Source organism: Nonomuraea harbinensis, from assembly GCF_019396385.1.
Taxonomy (GTDB): Bacteria; Actinomycetota; Actinomycetes; order Streptosporangiales; family Streptosporangiaceae; genus Nonomuraea; species Nonomuraea ferruginea.
This window is the reverse complement of the sequence record NZ_JAHKRN010000003.1, coordinates 198129-218503: the sequence shown is the minus strand read 5'-3', so window position 1 is coordinate 218503 and position 20375 is coordinate 198129. Positions and strand designations below refer to the sequence as shown.

The window sequence follows — 20375 nt, the reverse complement described above, 5'->3', positions numbered from 1 at the left end:
ACGGCGGCAGCGTACCCTCCCCTCTCACTGCTCCGCGCCTGCGCGCGCCGGAGACGCGGCAGAGCCTGTAGGCGGGATCTTCCTGCTCTTGAGAGCGAACGTCATCACATCCTTGAACACCGGGGCCGCGATCTGACCGCCGTAGTGGCCGTTCTTCGGGTTCTGCAGCACCGACAGCACCACCAGGCGGGGCGCGTCGGCGGGCGTGAAACCGGCGAACGAGGCGGTGTAGCCGTCGTAGCGGCCGAGTTCGGCATCGTAGCGGTTCGCGGTGCCGGTTTTGCCCGCCACCCGGTATCCCGGGATGGCGGCCAGCTCGCCGGTGCCCTGCGCGCCGACCGCGTCCTCGAGCATGGCGGTGATCTCCTTGGCGGTGGCCGTGCTGATGACCCTGGTCTTCTTTCCGGGCTTGGCCGGCGTGAACGTGCCGTCGGGGGCGGTGGTGCCGGCGACGATCCTGGGCTCGACCTTCACGCCGCCGTTGGCGATCGTCTGGTAGACGCTGGCCATCTGCAGCGCGGTCACCGACACGCCCTGCCCGTAGGCGATCGTGCAGCTCTGGCTGCCCGACCACTTGTCGTGGTGCGGCAGCAGGCCGGCCCCGGCGCCCGGCATGTCGCCGCCGGGTTTGGTGCCGAACCCGAACGCCTTGAGCATGTCGTACAGGCCCTCGCTGCCGACCCTGCGCGCCGCCATGACCGTGGCGACGTTGCTGGACTGCGCCATGGCCTGGGCGAAGGTCATGTCCTCCGGCGGGTGGGCGTGGGCGTCACGCAGCACCCGGTCGTAGCACTGGATGTTGTCCTTGACGTGGAAGACCGTGTCGGAGTCGACCACGCCGGCCTCCAGCGCGGCCGCGGCGGTGATCACCTTGTTGGTGCTGCCGGGCTCGAACACGTCGGCGGCGGCCCGGTTGAGGTAGTGAGACTCCGGGGCCTCGCGCCAGTTGGCCAGGTCGAGCTCGGGGGCGTTGGCCATGGCGATGACGTCGGCGGTGCGCACGTCCATGACGATGACGGTGCCGCTGCTCGCGCCGGCGGATTCGACCTGCTCGCCGATCGCCTTCTGGGCGGCCCACTGGATGTCGCGGTCGATCGTCAGGCGCACGTCGCGGCCGTCGACGGGGGGTGTGCGCTGGCTGCCGGTCATCGGGATGCGCTGCAGGTCGCGGCCGGTCTCGATCTGCAGCTCGCCGTCGGTCCCGGCCAGCGCGGTGTTCTTCACCTGCTCGATCCCGGTCAGGCCGTCCTTGTCGTCGCCGACGAAGCCGATCAGGCTGCCCGCCAGGTCGCCGCCCGGGTAGACGCGGCGGAAGGTGCTGGTCGCGTTGAGCGACGGCACCGGCTCCTTGAGCAGCCGGTCGGCCACGGGCGGGGCGACGCCCCTGGCCAGCAGCTGGTAGCGGGTGTCGGTCCTGGCCAGCTTGGCGGCCATCTCCTCCACGGGCCTGCCGAGGGTGCGGGCGAGCAGCGAGGCCACGCCCTGCCTGACCTCGGCGGGGATCTTGGACGGGTCGATGGAGATGTCGCGCGCCTCGACCGTGAGCGCCAGGTTGTGCCCGTTGACGTCGGTGATGGAGCCGCGCTTGGCGGGGATCTTCTCGACGTGCAGGCGCTGCTTGGTGGCCGCGGCCTCGTAGACCTTGGAGTCGAGGCCCTGCATCTGGATGAGGCGGCCGGCGAAGATCGACAGGATGAAGGTCATGGCGATGAGGCCGATGCTGATGCGCCGCTTCGGGCTGCCGAGGCGGAGCACGAGCGGCGGCTTCGGCGGCGGGGGCGGCTTGCGGCCTCCGCCGCCCGCGCGCGGCCGCGCCCCGTCCTGGGGGTCGCGCCGCGCGCCTTCGCCGGCGCGGACGCGGGTGCCCCCACGGCCGCCCGCGTCCGTGCCGGCACGTGTCGCCGCGCGTGGCCCTTCTCCGGGGCGCGCGCGTCCGGCGTCCTCGTCCCGGGGACGCCGTACGGGGTTGTCGGCCTGGGTGCGGCGCGCCGAGCCGTCGTCCCGGCCGCGCGCGTCGCCGTCGCCGCGTGATCGGTCGTGCGGGGGGCGCCGGGCGGTGTCGGAGGGCCTGCGGCGGAACGCGTCGCCCTGCCGCGCCTCCGTGTCACGCTGCCCGGCCCGGCCGCGCGAGGGGCCGGCGTCGCGCCGGTGGTCGCTCTCGTCGCGGCGGAACCGCTCTCCCCGGGCGGACCCCCCGCGCGCGCCTCCGGGAGACGCCTCACCATCGCGCTGCCCGGCCCGGCCGCGCGACCGTTCCTCCGCGTGCGGTCCACCCGCTGGGAGGTCGTCCTCCCCCCGGCGGGAACCGCCCCGCCGGGAGGTACGGCCGCGCGACCGTTCGTCGGCGTGCGGGCCTCCAGCGGGGAGGTCGTCATCGCCGCGGCGTGGTCTCCCCTGCCCGGGGCGGGGCCGGCGTGGGCCGCCGGGAGCGGGGTCGTCGTCGGGGACGTCGTCGTCGGCCGGGGAACCGCCCCGGGAGCGGGGAGTGTCGCCGAAGGGAAGGTGGAAGGGGTCGTCCGGGGACGCGGCACGGCCCGTGCCGGGGCGCCCCGCCCGTCCGGGACCGCCCGGCGTACGACGAGCGGCGCCGGGCCCTCCCTGAGAGCCGGCGCCGCCCCCGCCGCGACCGGGGCCCTGCCCCCTGCCGCCGGAGTCTCTCACCGTGCCGGGCCCGCCTGACTGGAGGCGGAGCCGTCGTAGTTGTTGACCGAGTCCCAGTCGCGGCGCATGTCGAGGTCCTCGGCCCGCTCGGCGACCCTGCCGGGGAGCTTCTCCTCCTCGATCTTGCGCTGGAGGTCCTCGTTCTGCTGGCGGGCGGTGGAGATCTCGTCGACCAGGTTGGAGGCGGTCATCGAGTCCTGCGCCAGGACGGTGTTGAGGAGCAGCAGGGTGACCAGGCCACCGCACAGCAGCCCGACGACGAGCAGCACGAACGGGGCGCGCTGGCGCCGCGCGGGCCGCCCGGCGGCGGGGCGCCGCGGGCGCGCCTGCTCGGGCCGAGCGGCCTCGGGACGCGGCTTGCGCACGCCGGGACGCGCCCTGCGCGGCTCGGTGACGGTGCGCGACCCGCGCACGCCGGTCCCGGCCGCGCGCTCGTCGGTCTCCACGCGGGTGGCGCGGTCGCGCACGCCGGCCGCGCCGCGGCTCGCGCGCGCGCCTGTCTCGCCGCGCGAGGACGCCGGGCGGGCCGCGCGGGGCGCCGGCTCGTCGTCGGCGCGCGGGCGGCGCCTGGCCGCGTCGGGCCGCGGCTGCGGGACGGGCTTGGCCGGGTGCGGCGGCTCGGGCCTGCGCTGGCCGGTCTTGGCCCCAGTCGTGGGCACAGCGCCGCGGACGGGCGCGCCCCGCCTGGTCTCCTGCTCAGTCCTGGTCGTCAACACGGATCCTCTCTGCGGCCCTGAGCCGGGCCGAAGCCGCCCGCGGGTTGCGGGCCAGCTCTTCTTCGCTCGGGAGCTCGGCTCCCCTCGTCAGGGTGCGGAACCGCGGCTGGTGGGCCGGCAGCGGGACGGGCAGCCCCGGCGGGCTGGTGTCCCTGGTCCGCGCGGTGAGGACCTGCTTGGTGAGCCGGTCCTCCAGCGAGTGGTAGGAGAGCACGACGACCCTCCCGCCCAGTGCCAGCGCGTCGAGCGCGGCGGGCAGCGCCACCTCCAGGGCGGCGAGCTCCGCGTTGACCTCGATGCGCAGCGCCTGGAAAGTCCTTTTGGCGGGGTTTCCCCCGGTGCGCCGGGTAGCGGCGGGGATCGCGTCCCTCACGAGGTCCGCGAGCCGCTTCGTCGACGTGATGGGGTCCTTGGCGCGTTCCTTGACGATGAGGTGCGCGACCCGTGCCGCGAACCGCTCCTCGCCGTAGTCGCGCAGGATCCGGATCAGCTCGGCCGCGGAGTAGGTGTTGACCACCGTCTCCGCCGTGAGCTCCTGCTCGGTGTCCATCCGCATGTCCAGCGGGGCGTCATAGGAGTAGGCGAACCCGCGCGCCGCCTCGTCGAGCTGCGGCGAGGAGACGCCGAGGTCGAACAGCGCCCCGTCGATGGTGGTGCGCCCCGCCCCGGCCAGCACGGCGTCCAGCTCGTCGGACGAGGCGTGGACCAGCGTCGTGCGCCCGGCGTACGGCGCGAGCCTGCGCGTGGCGTACTCGATCGCGAAAGGGTCGCGGTCGATGCCGATCACGTGGAGTGAGGGGTGTGCGGCGAGCAGGGCCTCGGTGTGGCCGCCGAGCCCCAGATTGGCGTCGACGACGACGGGGGCGGGGCCGGAGGCGGACGCGGTGATCGCGGGCTCCAGCAGCTCCAGAACGCGTTCGAGCATGACCGGAACGTGACCGGTCGTGTCGGCGTCGTCGTGCATCTCCACCCCCCCTTTCGCGTCCTGGCTCGCGGATGACGCGGCCGGTCGATGTGTCGGTTGTCCTGGGTCCCCACCCCGGCGCCGCCCGGCCAGGTCCCCATCCGCACCCTCTTCGTGGACGCCTGCCATCTGACACCGGGGAAGGTGCATCAGCTGGCCGGCAGTGGTTGCGGGTGGAGACCTCGCCGAACGACATCTCCGACGGCTCGACCGTTTGTTTACAAGATCCCTGGCAACACCTCCTCGGAGAGGTCGGCGAACGCCTGTTCCTGCTCGTTGAGATAGGTGTCCCAGGCCTGTGCGTCCCAGATCTCCAGACGGGTGTTGGCCCCGATGACGACGCAGTCACGCTCCAGGCCGGCGTACTGGCGCAGGCCCTGCGGAATGGTGACGCGCCCCTGTTTGTCTGGCTTCTCGTCGGACGCGCTGGCGAAGAAGACGCGGCTGTAGTCACGCACCGCTTTGGCGGTAACCGGGGCGGTCCTGAGAGCCTCGGTGATGCGCTGGAACTCCTCCACAGGAAAGACGTAGAGGCATCGCTCCTGGCCTTTGGTGATCACAAGACCCTCCGCCAGCTCCTCACGGTACTTAGCCGGCAGGAACAGCCGTCCCTTGTCGTCCAGACGCGGGTGATGGGTGCCGAGGAACATCGGCGCCACCTCCCGTGCCTCGTGAAGCGCTCGGCGCTGGTGCACCGCGCTCTCCACTGCGCACCACCATACTCCACTTCTCCCCACCGTCAACTGATTCGAACCTTGTCCGCCGCTCAACTGGGAGGCGTTGTCGCAGGTCATAGCGGGTGGTGCGGAGTGGGGCCGGGGAAGCGCCCGCGGACCGGCGGCGGGCGTGTCGGGGCGCGCGAAAGCCGGGCCAATAAGGAGGCCCTGTGACGGGCGGGGCGGAGGTGGGGGAAAGTGGCGCGGCGCGCGGCCCAGTGTGTTACGGCATTCGCACCGCTATGCGACAAGAACGCGAACAGGAGCAGGCTTCTCTGGAATATCCACAAAAGTCGCCCAAGAACGCACAGAGTCGTAGGGTCGTACAGATAATGGAAAACAATGGCATGCCTCCCGCAATGCGCAGCCTCGCGCGAGGTGGCCGTCGCACTTCGCATGGAGGCCTGGTGGCAGTAACCCATGACGTCCCTCACCAGCTCGGGGAGCTGGTCACCACCGCTCACCGCATCCGCGAGGCCATCGAATCGGTGATCGAGGGAAAGGGCGACGCCGTCCGCCTCACACTGACCGTGTTGCTCGCCGAGGGCCATCTGCTGATCGAGGACGTTCCAGGGGTCGGCAAGACGATGCTGGCCAAGGCGCTGGCGCGGTCGATCGACTGCCCGGTGCGCCGCGTGCAGTTCACCCCCGACCTGCTGCCCAGTGACATCACCGGAGTGAGCGCCTACAACCAGCAGACGCGCGAGTTCGAGTTCAAGCCGGGGCCGGTGTTCGCCAACATCGTGGTGGGCGACGAGATCAACCGCGCCTCCCCCAAGACCCAGTCGGCGTTGCTGGAGTGCATGGAGGAGCGGCAGGTCACCGTCGACGGGCACACCTATCAGCTGGACGCGCCGTTCATGGTGATCGCGACCCAGAACCCGATCGAGATGGAAGGCACCTACCCGCTGCCCGAGGCGCAGCGCGACCGGTTCACGGCCAGGGTGGCGATGGGCTACCCGGAGCCGACGGCCGAGCTGGAGATGCTGGACGTGCACGGCGGCACCTCGCCGCTGGACAAGCTGGAGCCGGTGGCCACCACGTCGGAGGTGCGCGCGCTGATCGAGGCGGTGCGCGGCGTGTACGTGTCGCAGCCGGTCAAGAAGTACGCCATCGACCTGGCGGTGGCCACCCGCCACTCGCCCGACCTGCGCCTGGGCGCCTCGCCCCGGTCCACGCTGCAGCTGGTGCGGGCGGCGCGGGCGCACGCGGCGCTGTCGGGCCGCGACTACGTCATCCCCGACGACCTGCAGGACCTCGCCGTCCCCGTGCTGGCGCACCGGCTGCTGCCCAGCGTGGAGGCGCAGGGGCAGCGGCGGCTGCCCGAGCAGGTGGTGATGGAGCTCGTCAGGCGCGTCCCTGTGCCGGAGACCCGGGCGTCGTGAGAGCGGGACTGCGAGCGCTCACCTCCAGGGGACGGTCCTTCCTGGCGTCGGGCGTCGCGGCGCTGCTGATGGCGTTCCTGCTCGGCGAGAACGACCTGTTCAGGATCGGGGTGCTGGTGGCGGCGCTGCCGCTGCTGGCGGCGATGGTGGTGGCGCGCACCCGCTACCGGCTGAGCTGCGCCAGGCGGCTGGACCCGGCCAGGGCCGAGGCGGGCGGCGAGGCCACGGTGACGCTGCGGCTGGAGAACGTGACCAGGCTGCCCACCGGCCTGCTGCTGATCGAGGACACGGTCCCGTACGCGCTGGGCGTGCGGCCGAGGTTCGTGCTGGACCGGGTGGAGGCGCGGGGCATCCGGGAGATCGACTACAAGGTGCGCTCGGATCTGCGCGGCCGGTACCCCATCGGGCCGCTGTCGGTGCGCATCGCGGACCCGTTCGGGCTGGTGGAGCTGACCCGTGCGTTCACGATCACCGACACGCTCGTGGTGACGCCGCAGGTGGTGGCGCTGCCGCACGTGCGGCTGTCGGGCGAGTGGACGGGTGGCGGCGACAGCCGCACCAGGAGCGTGGCGGCGGCCGGCGACGACGACGTGGCCCCGCGCGAGTACCGGCAGGGCGATGACCTGCGCCGGGTGCACTGGCGCTCGACGGCCCGGCGCGGCGAGCTGATGGTACGGCGCGAGGAGCAGCAGTGGCAGAGCCGCGGCGCTCTCCTGCTCGACACCCGTAAGTACGCCCACCGCGGCGAGGGCCCGCGCTCGTCGTTCGAGGTGGCGGTCTCGGCCGCGGCCTCGATCGGCGTCCACCTCGCCCGCGAGGGCCTGGGCCTGCGGCTGGTCACCGACCAGGGGCCCGAGCACCTGACCGACACCGGGCTGAGCTGGTCGCTGCTGGACACGCTCGCGATGGTGCGCGGCTCGTCGGCGCGCTCGCTGGAGATGGGCGTCTCCGCGCTGCGCGCGGGCGGCGGCGACGGACTGATCGTGGCCGTGCTCGGCTCGCTCGACCCGGAGGAGGCCAGAGACCTGGCCAGGCTGAGACACAGCGGCATCACCGGCGTGGCGGTGCTGCTGGACGTGGAGACGTGGAACGGCCGCGAGGCCGACGAGGACTACCAGGCGGTGCAGACCGTGCTGGCCGGATACGGATGGCGGATCGTCCGGCTGCCCGCCGGGGTGTCGATCGCGTCGGTGTGGCAGGACGCGGGCAGCCGCGGCCGGTTCGCCGTGAGCGGAGGTACGGCTTCATGAGGCTCTCGATCGCCGCCGCGGTGGCGACGTTCACGGCCGCGATCCTGCTCTATCCGCTGTTCGAGGGCGGGGCCTGGTTCTGGGGCTCGCTCGGCGCGGTCCTCTCGGTCATGCTGGCGAGCCTGGTCAGCGGGCGGCTGTCGCTGCCGTCGTGGGCGGCGCCGCTGCTCGGCGTGGGCGTGCTGTTCGTCTATCTGACCGTGTCGTTCGCGGCGGAGGAGGCCTGGGCGCTGTTCGTGCCGACCGAGGACTCCGTGGTGGAGGTGGCGCGCCTGCTGGCCACCGGCTGGGCCGACATCCAGCGGTACGCGGCGCCGGTCCCGGCCAACGAGGCCATCACGCTGCTCACTACGGGCGGCGTGGGCCTGATCGCGATCGTCGTCGACCTGTTCGCGACCAGGCTGCGCAAGGCGGCGCTGGCCGGGCTGCCGCTGCTGGCGCTGGCCACGGTGCCGGCCACGATCCTGTCCGACCCGATCAGCTGGCCGGCGTTCATCGTGGCCGCGTTCGGGTTCACCGGCCTGCTCCTCGCGGACGGCCGCGAGCGGGTCGGCCAGTGGGGCCGGGCGGTGCTGGTGCGCCGGACCCGGACGACCGCGGCGGAGCTGCGGCCGGACAGGCGGGGCCCCGGCGCGTCCGCCGACACGAGCGGGCTGCGCCTGTCGGGCAAGCGCATCGGGTTCGCCGCGATCGCGCTGGCCGTGCTGGTGCCGGCCATGCTGCCGGCCATGGAGCCGGTCTCGTTCTTCACCTTCGGCGTGGGGGGCGGCGGGCCCGGCCGGGGCAACTCGATCAGCATCCCGAACCCGATCGCGAACCTGAAGGGCCAGCTGGAGCTGCCGGAGCAGCGGACCGTGCTGACCTATTCCAACTCCGACAACCAGCCCCGGTACCTGCGCATCTACTCCCTCGACACCTTCGACGGCGACCAGTTCGGCATGACGCAGCCGGAGGGCGCGCCGGAGAACAGGACGGACAACGGCCCGCTCCCGCCGCCGCCCGGCCTGGGCGGGGGCGTGAAGCTGAAGAACGTCACGTCCACGATCACCATCAGCGACGAGATCGCCAAGCTGTCGTTCCTGCCGCTGCCGTACCCGCCGCGGGAGATCCGCGTCGAGGGCGACTGGCGGGCCGACGTCAGAACGCTGATGGTCTTCTCCACCCGCGACGAGGCGGCGGGCCTGGAGTACCAGGTCGCGACCAGCGACCCGGAGCCCACGGCCGAGGTGCTGGAGTCGGCGCCGTCGTCCCGGCAGAGCATCGACGAGCGCTACCTGGAACTCCCCGACGACCTGCCGGAGGAGATCAGGGAGCTCGCGCGGGAGCAGGCGGGCGACGCCAGGACCGCCTACCAGGCGGCCGTGCGGCTGCAGAGGTTCTTCACCGACACCGGCGGCTTCGCCTACAGCCTGCGCACCCAGGGGCACGGCAACTCGGCGCTGGCCGACTTCCTGCTGCACAGCCGGGCCGGCTACTGCGAGCAGTTCGCCGCCTCGATGGCGATCCTGGCCAGGGTCGTCGGCATCCCGTCGCGGGTGGCGATCGGCTACACGGGCGGCACGCAGCTCGGCGGCCAGTGGACGGTGGCCACGAACGACTCCCACTCGTGGCCGGAGCTGTACTTCGAGGGCGTGGGCTGGCTGCCGTTCGAGCCGACGCCCTCGGGCACGCTGGGCCAGGGCAGCGCCCGGGTGCCGGAGTACACCCAGCCGCGGCCCGAGGCCACGGCCGACCCCTCCTCCCCGACGCCGGACCGGACCTCCAGCGGCAGCGCGGAGGAGGAGCTGGGCCCGCAGAACCGGGGCAACGTGCGCGAGCTGGACCGGGAGGCGCTGCTGGCCAACGGCGGGCTGCCGCCGGAGGAGTCGACGCCGCTCGCCGCGCAGATCGGCATCGGCGCCGCGGTGCTGCTGCTGGTGCTGCTGATCCCGGCCGCGGCCAGGCTGATCACCAGGAGCAGGCGGGTCCGGGCGCTGGGCTGGAAGGTGTCGGAGCCGTCGGACGAGACGACGGCCAGGGTCGTGGCGGGCCGCCATCCGGCGGTGGCGGCGGCCTGGGCGGAGCTGGACGACGCGCTCTACGACTACGGGATGGCCCGCGAGCCCAGCGAGACACCGCGCCAGCTGGCGCGGCGGCTGACCGAGCAGTACGAGTTCGGGGCCGAACCGGCGGCGGCCGTCACGGCGATCGCCTCGGCGGTGGAGCGGGTGCTCTACTCGCGGGAGCCCGGCGAGATCCCGCCGATGGGCGGGGACCTGCGCCGGGTGCGCAAGGCCCTCGCGGCGACCGTGTCACGTGCCAGGAGGGTGCGGGCGGTGCTGCTGCCGCCGTCGACGGTGCGGCGGCTGCGGCTCGTGGGCGAGCGGCTGCTGGACGGCTTCGACCGCCTGGAGAACATCAGGCTGCGGAGGACTGCGACGCAGAAGGGGACGTGAGGATCTGACCGAAGGTGCGGTCGTCTCCCGGAGGGGGACGGCCGCACCTTCGTCTAGGGGACGCCTTGATCGGGGGATGTGTGTCAGCGCTCGTCGTGACGACGACGCCAGCGTTCCTCCATGCGCTCCATGAAGGTGCCCCGGTTGCCCCGGCGGACCTGCTTGCCCTGCGGTGGAGCCCCCTGAGCCGAGGAGTCACCACCGAACCCATTCATTCGTTTCCAGCTGGACAGGCCCCACAGACACGCAGCGAGCATGACCACGAAACCGCCGACGCCGAGCGGGATCAAGTTGATCACCACGCCGACCATCAACAGGACGACGCCGAGGACAAAGCCGATCGTGGCTTTGACCAGGCGCCGCTTGTAATGGCTGCGTGGGTCACTGATCCTTACGGTGTTGGCCCACTTCGGGTCCTCGGCGTAGAGGGCCTGCTCGATCTGGTCGAGCAAGCGCTGCTCGTGCTCAGAGAGCGGCACGGCGCCTCCCAAGGACGGCCCCAGGACGGGGAAGACGGCAACGGACGACACGGGGTGTCCGGACCTCGCGGTCGGTTATCCCCAGAATACGAGGCTGTAGACGTAGGCGAAAGCAAACGTCCAAGGCAGACCAAACCGGAGGTGACGTCATGGCTTCATTCTGGGCCATCTTGGTCTCCTCCCCCGAAGTCGTGACATCGCCTCACGCCTCCATTTCATCAAGTTTGCCCCGAACTAGCGAAGCCGGGAGCACGGCATCGGGACCGAATCTCCGGATCGCCCGGTCCATCGCCTGCTCGGCCTCACGCCAGCCGGTCTCGCGCTCACCGAGAGTGAGCTGACGGGAGGCGGAATCGGCGGGCCGGAGGTTCTCCATCCTGACGCCGACCAGGCGCAGGCGCACCCGCTCGAGCCCGGCGGCGTGGTAGAGCTCGCAGGCTGTGGCGAAAATCTCCTGCGCGACATCGGTGGGCTCCGGAAGGGTCCGGGACCGGGTGATGGTGGAGAAGTCAGCGCGGCGCAGCTTCACACTTACAGTCCTGCCCACGTGGCCGCCCTTACGCATCCTCGCGGCGACCCGTTCGGACAGGCGGAGCAGCTCGCGCTTGATGATCTCGGGATCGTCGACGTCGGCGGCGAACGTCTCCTCGTTGCCGATGCTCTTGTCGGGGACGTGCGGGCTCACCTGCCGCTCGTCGCGGCCCCACGCCAGCGCCGCCAGGTGGCCGCCCGCGGACGGGCCGAGCTCGCGCTGGAGCGTGGCGACGGGCACCCGGGCCAGGTCGCCGACGGTGCGGATGCCGAGGCGCACGAGGGCCTGCTCGGTGCGCTCGCCGACGCCCCACAGGGCGGAGACGGGCAGCGGGTGGAGGAACGCCACCACCTCCTCCCGCGGCACCACCAGCAGGCCGTCGGGCTTGCACTGCTTGGAGGCGAGCTTGGCGACGAACTTGCTGCCGGCCACGCCCACCGAGCACGTGATGCCGAAGCGTTCCAGCACCTCCGCCCTGATCGCGGCGGCGATCGCGGCGGGCGGCCCCAGCCGGCGCAGCGCGCCGCCGACGTCGAGGAACGCCTCGTCGGACGCGATGGGCTCGACCATCGGGGTGATCGAATGGAAGATCTCCATGACGCCTCTGGAGACCTCGGAGTATTTTCCGTGGCTGGGCGGGATGACCGTCGCCTGAGGGCAGAGCCGGCGGGCCCGGCTCATCGGCATGGCGGAGTGGACGCCGAACGCCCTGGCCTCGTAGGTGGCGCTGAGCACGACGCCGCGCCCGGCGGGCGAGCCCACGATCACCGGTCGGCCGCGCAGCTCGGGCCGCTCCAGCAGCTCGACGCTGGCGAAGAAGGCGTCCATGTCGACGTGCAGGATCGGGCAGCCGGTGTCGTCGGCCCCGGTCCGCGGAGCGGGGCCGATGCCCGTGATCTGCTTGCGTGCCACGCCGCCGATTCTATCCGAACAGGCGTTCTAGGCCGATGGCCTGCGGCCGACGACGTGCAACTGGGTCGCGATGTCGCGCAGCACCGGATGGGCCGAGGCGGCCTTCTCCAGCGCCACCAGCGCCTCCGCCGCGCCCGGCTCCCCGTCGACGAGCCGGCTGGGCACCAGGTCGGCGAAGACCCGCACGCCGTGGACCGGCCCGGCCCCGAGCCCGGCCGCCGACAGCAGGCCGGTGAGGGTCTCGCCGGTGAAGCGGCGGGGCGTGGGGTCGCGGTCGCCCCAGCTGCCGAGCGGGTCGGCCAGCGCGGCCCTGGACTCGTCGAACTGCCCGGCCAGCGCGCGGTGGATGGCGGCGGCCACCGGGTTGGCGGCCAGCACGCTGACCGCACCGCCGGGACGCAGCAGCCCGGCCATCTCGGTCAGGGCGCCGACGGGATCCTCCACGTACTCCAGCACGCTGTGGCAGAGCACCAGGTCGGCGCAGCCGGGGCTGAGCAGCTCGCCCAGGTCGGCGGTGTCGCCCTGGAGGCCGCGCACCTCCACGCCCGCCTCCTTGGCCCGGCGTTCGAGCGCGGCCAGCGAGTCGGGGCTGGGATCGACCACGGTCACGGTGTGGCCCAGCGCCGCGAGCGGCACGGCGAACCCTCCGGTGCCGCCGCCCGCGTCGACGATGTCGAGCGCGTCGCGCCCGGTGGCGCCGGCCAGCTCCGCCAGCACCTCGCGCAGCGCGTCCCAGACGACGGCGGTCCGCACCGCCGGGGTCCTCGTGACGCCTTCAGCTCGCAACGTCGGCTCGCCTCCCTCTTCTCGTGGTCCGCCCCAGCCTACGCCGTACGGGTGCCGCCCGCTCCCCTGCGATCTGGACCGCTCCCGTACGGGTCGTCAGGCGTCGAAGGCGGCCACCAGCCGCTTGGGGGCGCGCAGCCGCCACGCGTCGGTGAGCAGTTCGCCCAGCTCCTCCTCGTCCACCTCCGGCAGCCGGACCAGCACAACGGCGTACCCGTCGAAGTGCGGCGTGGTGAAGAACGCCCCGGGCCGGGCGGCGGTGAGCTCCAGCTTCTCCTCCTCGCTGGGCACCGGCACCGCGAGCACGTCCGGTTCCTCCCGCATCCTGGCGAACCACTTGCCGCGGACGTAGAACGCGGGCGTGCCGTACATGCTCTTCTCGCCGGTCTCGGGCAGCGCGAGCGCCAGCCTGCGCACGTCGTCTTCGGTGGCCATGTCCCGATCCTCGCCCCGCCCGTCCCGCCGGGGCAACCGGTCACGGCGGGTCCCGGAATCGCGGCATGCCCCTGACCAGGAGCAGCGCCGGCGGCAGGAGGAGGATGACGGCCGCCGCCGACGCGAGCACCGCCGCCGGCCCGGCGAGGGCGGCCAGCGGCCCGGTCAGCGCCTGCCCGAACGGCATCAGGCCGAAGCCGCACAGCCAGGCGAACGAGCTGATCCGCCCGATCAGGTGCTCGGGGATCTCGCGCTGCAGGGCGACCTCCCAGTGGATCGCGTACGTCTCCACCCCCGCCCCGGCGATCGCGAACGCCAGGAAGATCGCGGCCGGCGAGGGAGCGAGGACCAGAGAGAGGGGCGCCGCGGCGTAGAGGGCGATCGCGGTCAGCGCCACGGCCCCGGGGGCGCGCGGCCGCCACGCCATCGTGACCAGGCCGCCTGCCAGGCCGCCGGCCCCGTAGCAGGTGAGCGCCAGCCCGTACACGGCGGGCGAGCCGAACGCGGCGGTGGTCACGACCGGCAGCAGGACTCGCGTCGGCGCGATGACGAACATGAGGTTGACCGCGGAGAAGATCAGAATGGCGCGCACCCACGGGAGCCGCCGCGCCTCGGCGACGCCGGCGCGGACGTCCTGGACGAACGAGGCCCTGCGGGCGGGCTCCCGCCGGGGTTCCCCGGCCCGCCAGAGGGTCAGGACCGCGACGGCGAAGGTCATCGCGGTGATCCCGTACGCGGCCCCGGTGCCGGACAGGGTGATCACCCCGGCGCCCGCGGCGGGCCCGGCCATGACGCCGGTACGGATCGCGACGCTGATCAGCGACCTGCCGGAGACGCGCTCGTGGTCGCCGAGCAGGCCCTGCAGCAGAGCGTTGAAGGCGGGGCGGACGAACGCCTCGGCCAGCCCCGACAGCAGCACGGCCCCGGCCGCCGCCCAGATCGGGAACGTGCCGGTCACGGCGAGAGCCGCCGCCAGGAGGGCCTGGAGTCCGTAGGCGGCCATCAGGACCCGCTGCCGCGGCAGCCGGTCGGCCCACACGCCGCCGACCGGCAGGAACACCACGAGCGTGACCCCGCGCGCGGCGAGGACCAGGCCGAGCGCGACCGCGTCACCACCCGCCTGGAGGACGGAGACGGTGATCGCGACGGCGAACATCTGCTCGCCCGCGACCGCGGCCACCTGGCCGGGCAGCAGCAGGCGGAACCGGGGGTTGCCGAGCGCGGCTGGACGGAACACCCGATCAGCCACGTGGCTCTGGCACGGGAGGCACGCCGCCCATGCTGGCACCGGCGGGGCCCGCTCGGGCCCGGGCGGGGTTACGCCCAGCGCGTGACCGACACGGCGGCCGGCTCACACCCAGCACGAGCACGGCGCTAGCACGGCGCGGACGCCGCGGTGCGGGTTACGCCCGGCGCGAAAGCTGGATGTGGCGGCGGGCTCGCCGTGCGGAGGAGCCGGTCAGGGGGACGCCGTGACCGGCCCGTACGGGAGCTAGAGCGTCAGGCTGGGCTTGAGCTGCTTGAAACGCGCCAGCAGCCCGTTGACGAACTGGGGGGACTCGTCCGTGGACAGCTCGCCGGCCAGGTGGACCCACTCGCTGATGACCACGCCCTCGGGGACGTCGGGCATCCACAGCAGCTCGTAGGTGCCGCCGCGCAGGAGGTTGCGGTCGACGGCGGGCATGCGTTCGAGGGTCCAGCCCTCGGAGTAGGTGGTGATCAGCTCGTCGATGCGGGCGAGATGGCGGGTGACCCCCTCGACGAGGGTGGAGGTGTACTCGTTGACCGGGGGCTCCTGGCGCTCGACCCGCTCGGCCAGGATCTTCAGCGGATCCTCACCGCGGAGTTCGGCCTCGAAGAGGATGTCGAGCGCACGCCGGCGTGCTTTGCCCCGTGCCGACACCTCAGGCCCGGCCGAGGTATTCGCCGGTGCGGGTGTCGACCTTCACCCGCTCGCCGGTGGTGATGAAGAGCGGCACCTTGATCTCGGCGTCGGTCTCCAGCGTGGCGGGCTTGGTGCCGCCGGTGGAGCGGTCGCCCTGCAGGCCGGGCTCGGTGCTGGCGATGGTGAGCTCGACCGCGGCGGGCAGGTCGACGTAGAGCGCGGAGCCCTCGTGGAAGGCCACGGTGGCCAGGGTGTTCTCCAGCATGTAGTTGGCGGCGTCGCCGACGGTGGAGGAGGGCACGTTGACCATGTCGTAGGTCTCGGTGTCCATGAACACGAAGTCGTCGCCGTCGCGGTAGGAGTATTGCATCTCGCGCTTGTCGACGTTGGCCACCTCGACCTTGACGCCGGCGTTGAAGGTCTTGTCGAGGACCTTGCCGGAGAGCACGTTCTTGAGCTTGGTGCGCACGAACGCGCCGCCCTTGCCCGGCTTGACGTGCTGGAACTCGACAACGGACCACAGCTCGCCACCGTCGAGCTTCAGCACCATGCCGTTCTTGAGGTCGTTGGTTGTCGCCACTCGTTCTCTCCCGCGTGTGGCCGCTCTAAAGGACGAGCAGCTCCTTGGTCGTCTTGGTGAAAAGTTCCGGCTCGCCCTGTCGTGTGACGAGGGTGTCCTCGATGCGAACACCGCCCCGGCCCGGGAGGTAGATCCCCGGCTCCACGGTGATCGGAACTCGATCCTCAAGTCTACCGGTACGTGCGGGGCCCAGGAACGGCTCCTCATGGATCTCGAGCCCGACGCCGTGGCCGAGGCCGTGCCGGAAATGGTCGCCGTGGCCCGCGGCGGCGATGAGGGAGCGGGCGGCGGCGTCGACCTCCTTGGCGGTGGCGCCGGGGGTGACGGCGTGCCGGCCGGCCCGCTGGGCCTCGGCGACCAGGTCGTAGACCTCGCTCTGCCAGTCGGCGGGCGGGCCCAGGCAGACGGTGCGGGTCATGTCGGCGTGGTAGCCCTGGTAGGCGGCGCCGAAGTCGATGGTGACCAGCTCGCCGGAGCGCAGCTCGCGGTCGGTGGGGGCGTGGTGCGGGATGGCGCCGTTCGGGCCTGCGGCGACGATGGTGTCGAAGGCGGGCTTGGCGGCGCCGAGCTCGATCATGCGGGCTTCGAGGAGGCGGGCCACGTCGCGCTCGGTGACGCCGGGGCGGATGGTGTGCAGCACGTCGGCGAAGGCCTGGTCGGTGATGGCGCAGGCGGTACGGAGGAGCTCCAGCTCGTCGTCGTCCTTGACCGCGCGCAGCCCTTCGACGAGCGGGCCGAGCGGCACGAGCCCGGGCCCGAGCCGCTCGTAGGTGGCGACGCTCATGTGGGCGGCCTCGATGCCGACGCCTGGGGCGGCGAGCTCCCCGGCCACGTCGGCGGCCTCGACCGCCTGGACGTCGAGGCCGTGCGTCTTCTCGATGTAGCGGTTGTCCGTCACCAGCAGCGCCGAGCCGTCGGCCTTGATCAGGGCGGCGGCGTTGGAGCTGACGAGTCCCGTGAGGTAGCGGACGTTGACGGTCGAGGTGACCAGCATGGCGTCGACCTCGTGGGCGGGCAGCAGGGCCGCGAGCCGAGCTCGCCGCTGTGCGTAGTTGACGGTCACGCGCTTAATGTACGCGGATCTCCGGTTGGTCCACTATCCGCTAGATCTGCCAGTCGTTGAGCCAGTCGGCCAGCGGGCCGGACAGGTCGATCTCGCGCTTGTCCCGTGCCTTGCGCAGGTCGCGGATGACGTGGGTGACCTCCTTGACGCCGCCCCTCTCGTCGCCCTCGGCGAACTTCCGCCCGGCTTTCCCGAGCCGGTCCTGAGCCTTGCCCGCCACACGAGGGTCCATGCCGTCCACGGCCATCTGGCCATTGACCGCCTCGTCGAACCTCCTCACCCAGGTCTCCCAGCCGCCCGGCGGGACCGACTGGCCGACGGTGCCCTTCGGGATGGGCAGGGCGTCGGTGCCGCGGAGCTCGGTGGGCTCCGGCTCGGCCGTGAAAGTGGGCGTGGGGGTCGGGGTCGGCGTGGGGGTCGGTGAGGGCGGCGCCTCGCCGGTGGCCTGCGTGGTGGGGGCGGCCTCTGGCGGGTCCTCGTCCCCGCTCGCCAGGAAGATCATGACTATGGTGACCGCCACGATGGCCGCGAGGGCCACGCCGGCCTGGACGAACAGGCGGCGGTTCTCGCGGCCGGACGGCGGGGGCGGCGCCAGCTCGGACGCGTCGTAGATCGCGGTGTCCCCGGCCCGCGCGGCCGGGGTCGCGGCGGGGGCGGATGGCGCGGGCGCGGCGGCCCTGGGCCTGGCGATGACGGCCAGCGCGCGGCGCACCGCCTCGCCGCTGGCGGGCCGCTTGGCGGGCTCGGGGTCGAGCATGGCGAGCAGTAACCGGTCCAGCTCGGCGGGCACGCCCTGGCGCAGGGTACTGGGCGGCGCGATCGCGCCCTCCCTGGCGGGCGCCTGGCCGGTGAGCAGCTCGTAGCAGACCGCGCCGAGCCCGTACAGGTCGGCCGACGCCTGCCCGTCGCCTCCGGCGAGCCGCTCGGGCGCCTGGTAGCGGGGGTCGCCGCCGGGGCGGCCCGTCAGGCCGAACCCGACGACCTTGAGCACGCCGCTGCCGGCCATCCGGAAGCTGTCGGGCCCGACCTTGCCGTGCACCAGGCCCGCGCGGTGCGCCGCGTCCAGGCCGGCCGCGGCCTGCCCGGCCAGGTCGCACACCTCCACCACCTTGAGCGGCCCGCGCCCGGCGAGCTCCTCGCCGAGGCTCGGCCCGGTGAGGAACTCCGTCACCAGGAACGGGGACCCTTCGTGCTCCCCCACGTCCAGCACCATGGCGACGTTGGGATGGATCACCCGGGCCACGGCCTGGGCGTGCTGGCGCAGCACCTCCCTGGTGGCCGCCCCAACCGCCTTGGCTCCCAGCATCTTCACAGCCACGGTCCAGTCGGCGCGGGTGTCGTACCCCCGCCACACCTCGCCCATCGAACCGCTGCCGATGCGCTCATCAAGCCGGTACCGCCCGGCGACCAGGGACGGCGTCGCGTCGGACATATCTCCGCCAATGCTCAAACTTCAGTTTTCGACCAACCTTAGGCCCCAACGGAAACGCCCGCCTCCTCCAGCACGGGGAAGACGGGCGTTTCGACGGGTGCGTACCGGTGCGGTGGTGATCAGGAGGCGATGTCCTTGATGGTCTCGATCAGGCGGACGCGCTCCTCATGGGTGCGGCCGAGCGGGGTGACGTTCAGCGTGGTGACGCCGGACTCCTTCATCGCCTGCATCCGGTCGCGGACGTAGGCCTCGTCGCCGATCAGCGACATCTTCTCCAGCAGCTCGCGCGGCACCAGCGCCGCCGCCTCGTCCTTCTTGCCGTCGAGGTAGAGCTCCTGGATCTGCTCGGCCTCCTTCTCGTAGCCGTAGCGCCTGGCGAGGTTGTTGTAGAAGTTCTTGCCCTTGGCGCCCATGCCGCCGATGTAGAGGGCGGCCATCGGCCGGCCGAGGTCCAGCAGGCCGTCGGCGTCGTCGCCGATGTAGAGGGACGCCTGGGCGACCACGTCCAGCTCGCCCAGCTCGGGGTCGCGCCTGGCCTTGCCGGCGGCCAGCGCGGCGCCCCACACGTCGGCGGCCTTCTCCGGCACGTAGAAGATCGGCTCCCAGCCTTCGGCCAGCTCGGCGGCCAGCTCGACGTTCTTGGGGCCGATGGCGGCGAGCACGATCGGGATGCGGGAACGTACCGGGTGGTTGATGATCTTGAGGGGCTTGCCCAGGCCGGTGCCCTGGTCGGGCGGCAGCGGCAGGGTGTAGTGGCGGCCGTCGTACTGCAGGCGCTCGCGCCGCCACACCTTGCGGCAGATCTCGATGACCTCGCGGGTGCGGCCGATCGGGGCGGTGTAGGGCACGCCGTGGAAGCCCTCGATGACCTGCGGGCCGGAGGAGCCGAGGCCGAGGGTGAAGCGGCCGTCGGAGATGTAGTCGAGGCCCGCGGCCGTCATGGCCATCAGGGCGGGCGTGCGCGAGTAGATCGGCAGGATGCCGGAGGCGATCTGCAGCCGCTCGGTGACGGCCGCGATGTATCCCATCTGGCTGACCGCGTCGAAGCTGTAGGCCTCCGCGACGAAGACGATGTCGAGCCCGGCCTTCTCGTAGTCGGCGAGCTCTCCCACCGTCTCCTTGAATCCCCCGGAGTAGCCCAGTGTCATTCCGATCCGCATGCCCGCTCCCACCACAGAATGATGTTCCGTTCCGATGCCGTCAGGTTAGCGTGTCCGCGCTGGAGCCAGCGAGGGGCTACCTTGGTCAGAGTGCTGAAGCGCGTCGTCGTCGTCGTGTCCGCCGTCCTCGCCGTGGTCCTGGCCGGACACCGCTACGTGCCGGCCCTGGGCGGTTTCACGACGGTCATGGAGAGCCTGCTGCCGTGGCTGGGCCTGGCCGTGCCGGTCCTGCTGCTGGGCGCGGCCCTGGCCCGCTCCACCGCGGCCGTCGGCGCCGTGCTGGCTCCGGCGGCCGTGTGGGGCGTCATGTTCGGTCCCGCGCTGCTGCGCACCCCGCCCGGCGGGCCGAGCGACCTGGCGGTCGGCACGGTGAACGTGGGCGTGCGCAACGACGCCTCGGGCGAGGCCGTACGCGCCGTCGCCGAGGACCTCGACCTGCTGGCGGCGCAGGAGCTCACCCCGGGCGGCCCGGCGGCCAAGCAGCTCAACCGGATGTTCGAGCACCGTTACGCGGTGAGCACCGTCGGCCTGTGGAGCCGCTACCCGATCAGCCGCGAGCGCCCGCTGGACGTCGGCATGGGCTGGGTGCGCGCCCTGCGCGCGACCGTGCGGACCCCCAAGGGCGACGTGACCGTGTACGTGATGCACCTCGCCTCGGCGCGGCCGGGCGAGACCACCTCCAGGGACGCCTCGCTGGCGCAGGCGCGCAAGCTGATCGACCGCGACGGCAGCAAGCGGATCCTGCTGCTGGGCGACCTCAACACGGCCACCACCGACCGGGGCATGCGCGGGCTGACGCCGCCGCTGACCGACGCGCAGGAGGTCGCGGGCGACGGGTTCGGGTTCACCTGGCCGGCCGGGTTCCCGGTGACGCGGCCGGACCACATCCTGTTCCGCGGGATGACCGCCACGCGGGCCGAGGTGGCCCCGGCCACCGGCAGCGACCACCGGGCCGCCGTCGCCTCGTTCCGCCTCTGACGACGA

General features: G+C 72.7%; 18 protein-coding genes. 4 read left to right on the top strand and 14 right to left on the bottom strand.

Translation table 11 applies throughout. The annotated features are described in order from the left end of the window. Positions 1-24: 24 nt before the first annotated feature. From KME79_RS46850 to mraZ, 4 genes are all read right to left on the bottom strand, one after another. Positions 25-1755 carry a peptidoglycan D,D-transpeptidase FtsI family protein gene (locus tag KME79_RS46850; protein ID WP_465263310.1) on the bottom strand — a complete coding sequence of 577 codons (1731 nt, stop codon included), beginning with the start codon at positions 1753-1755 and terminating at the stop codon, positions 25-27. Positions 1756-2657: 902 nt separating this feature from the next. After that, positions 2658-3374, bottom strand: a complete 717-nt coding sequence (ftsL, locus tag KME79_RS04485; protein ID WP_219543410.1) for a cell division protein FtsL — start codon at positions 3372-3374, stop codon at positions 2658-2660. Then, a complete protein-coding gene (rsmH, locus tag KME79_RS04480) occupies positions 3358-4341 on the bottom strand; it encodes a 16S rRNA (cytosine(1402)-N(4))-methyltransferase RsmH (RefSeq protein WP_148032681.1) in 984 nt (327 codons plus the stop codon). Before rsmH ends, ftsL begins: the two co-directional genes overlap by 17 nt. A gap of 218 nt (positions 4342-4559) precedes the next feature. Further along, positions 4560-4991: a division/cell wall cluster transcriptional repressor MraZ gene (gene mraZ / locus KME79_RS04475; protein ID WP_148032682.1), complete on the bottom strand. Its 432-nt coding sequence runs from the start codon at positions 4989-4991 to the stop codon at positions 4560-4562. Positions 4992-5416: 425 nt separating this feature from the next. Between mraZ and KME79_RS04470 the strand changes: the two genes are divergently transcribed. The 3 genes from KME79_RS04470 to KME79_RS04460 are packed head-to-tail and all read left to right on the top strand — an operon-like array spanning position 5417 to position 10127. Next, the gene (locus KME79_RS04470) at positions 5417-6442 is read left to right on the top strand and encodes an AAA family ATPase (RefSeq protein ID WP_372452399.1); all 1026 of its coding nucleotides are present in this window, start codon (positions 5417-5419) and stop codon (positions 6440-6442) included. Next, positions 6439-7692 (top strand): DUF58 domain-containing protein, encoded by a 1254-nt coding sequence (locus KME79_RS04465; protein WP_148032684.1) that lies wholly within the window; start codon positions 6439-6441, stop codon positions 7690-7692. The genes KME79_RS04470 and KME79_RS04465 overlap by 4 nt, the downstream gene beginning before the upstream one ends. Further along, positions 7689-10127 carry a transglutaminase TgpA family protein gene (locus KME79_RS04460; RefSeq protein ID WP_219543409.1) on the top strand — a complete coding sequence of 813 codons (2439 nt, stop codon included), beginning with the start codon at positions 7689-7691 and terminating at the stop codon, positions 10125-10127. The genes KME79_RS04465 and KME79_RS04460 overlap by 4 nt, the downstream gene beginning before the upstream one ends. A gap of 83 nt (positions 10128-10210) precedes the next feature. On the opposite strand, the gene KME79_RS04455 is transcribed toward KME79_RS04460, so the two are convergent. From KME79_RS04455 to KME79_RS04410, 10 genes are all read right to left on the bottom strand, one after another. Beyond that, on the bottom strand, positions 10211-10606 hold the full coding sequence (locus KME79_RS04455) for an SCO2097 family morphological protein (protein WP_148032686.1): 396 nt from the start codon (positions 10604-10606) through the stop codon (positions 10211-10213). 202 nt (positions 10607-10808) lie between these two features. After that, positions 10809-12050, bottom strand: a complete 1242-nt coding sequence (gene dinB / locus KME79_RS04450; protein ID WP_219543408.1) for a DNA polymerase IV — start codon at positions 12048-12050, stop codon at positions 10809-10811. A gap of 27 nt (positions 12051-12077) precedes the next feature. Beyond that, complete coding sequence (locus tag KME79_RS04445; protein WP_308248785.1) at positions 12078-12803, bottom strand: methyltransferase domain-containing protein; 726 nt, start codon at positions 12801-12803, stop codon at positions 12078-12080. Positions 12804-12932: 129 nt separating this feature from the next. Next, entirely contained in the window at positions 12933-13271 is a 339-nt protein-coding gene (locus KME79_RS04440) for an MmcQ/YjbR family DNA-binding protein (protein WP_219543406.1), read from the bottom strand. Between the two features lie 40 nt (positions 13272-13311). Beyond that, positions 13312-14520, bottom strand: coding sequence for an MFS transporter (locus KME79_RS04435; protein ID WP_219543405.1), 1209 nt, complete (start codon positions 14518-14520; stop codon positions 13312-13314). A 243-nt stretch (positions 14521-14763) separates the two neighbouring features. Then, positions 14764-15174: a transcription antitermination factor NusB gene (gene nusB, locus KME79_RS04430; RefSeq protein ID WP_148032691.1), complete on the bottom strand. Its 411-nt coding sequence runs from the start codon at positions 15172-15174 to the stop codon at positions 14764-14766. 1 nt (position 15175) lies between these two features. Continuing rightward, positions 15176-15736 (bottom strand): elongation factor P, encoded by a 561-nt coding sequence (gene efp, locus KME79_RS04425; RefSeq protein ID WP_148032692.1) that lies wholly within the window; start codon positions 15734-15736, stop codon positions 15176-15178. A gap of 25 nt (positions 15737-15761) precedes the next feature. Then, positions 15762-16799 (bottom strand): M24 family metallopeptidase, encoded by a 1038-nt coding sequence (locus KME79_RS04420; RefSeq protein WP_148032693.1) that lies wholly within the window; start codon positions 16797-16799, stop codon positions 15762-15764. A 40-nt stretch (positions 16800-16839) separates the two neighbouring features. Further along, positions 16840-18231 (bottom strand): serine/threonine-protein kinase, encoded by a 1392-nt coding sequence (locus KME79_RS04415; protein ID WP_219543404.1) that lies wholly within the window; start codon positions 18229-18231, stop codon positions 16840-16842. Positions 18232-18350: 119 nt separating this feature from the next. After that, positions 18351-19391, bottom strand: coding sequence for an LLM class F420-dependent oxidoreductase (locus KME79_RS04410; protein WP_219543403.1), 1041 nt, complete (start codon positions 19389-19391; stop codon positions 18351-18353). A 90-nt stretch (positions 19392-19481) separates the two neighbouring features. On the opposite strand from KME79_RS04410, the gene KME79_RS04405 reads away from it, so the two are divergent. Then, positions 19482-20369 carry an endonuclease/exonuclease/phosphatase family protein gene (locus KME79_RS04405; protein WP_148032696.1) on the top strand — a complete coding sequence of 296 codons (888 nt, stop codon included), beginning with the start codon at positions 19482-19484 and terminating at the stop codon, positions 20367-20369. The last annotated feature ends 6 nt before the right edge of the window (positions 20370-20375 follow it).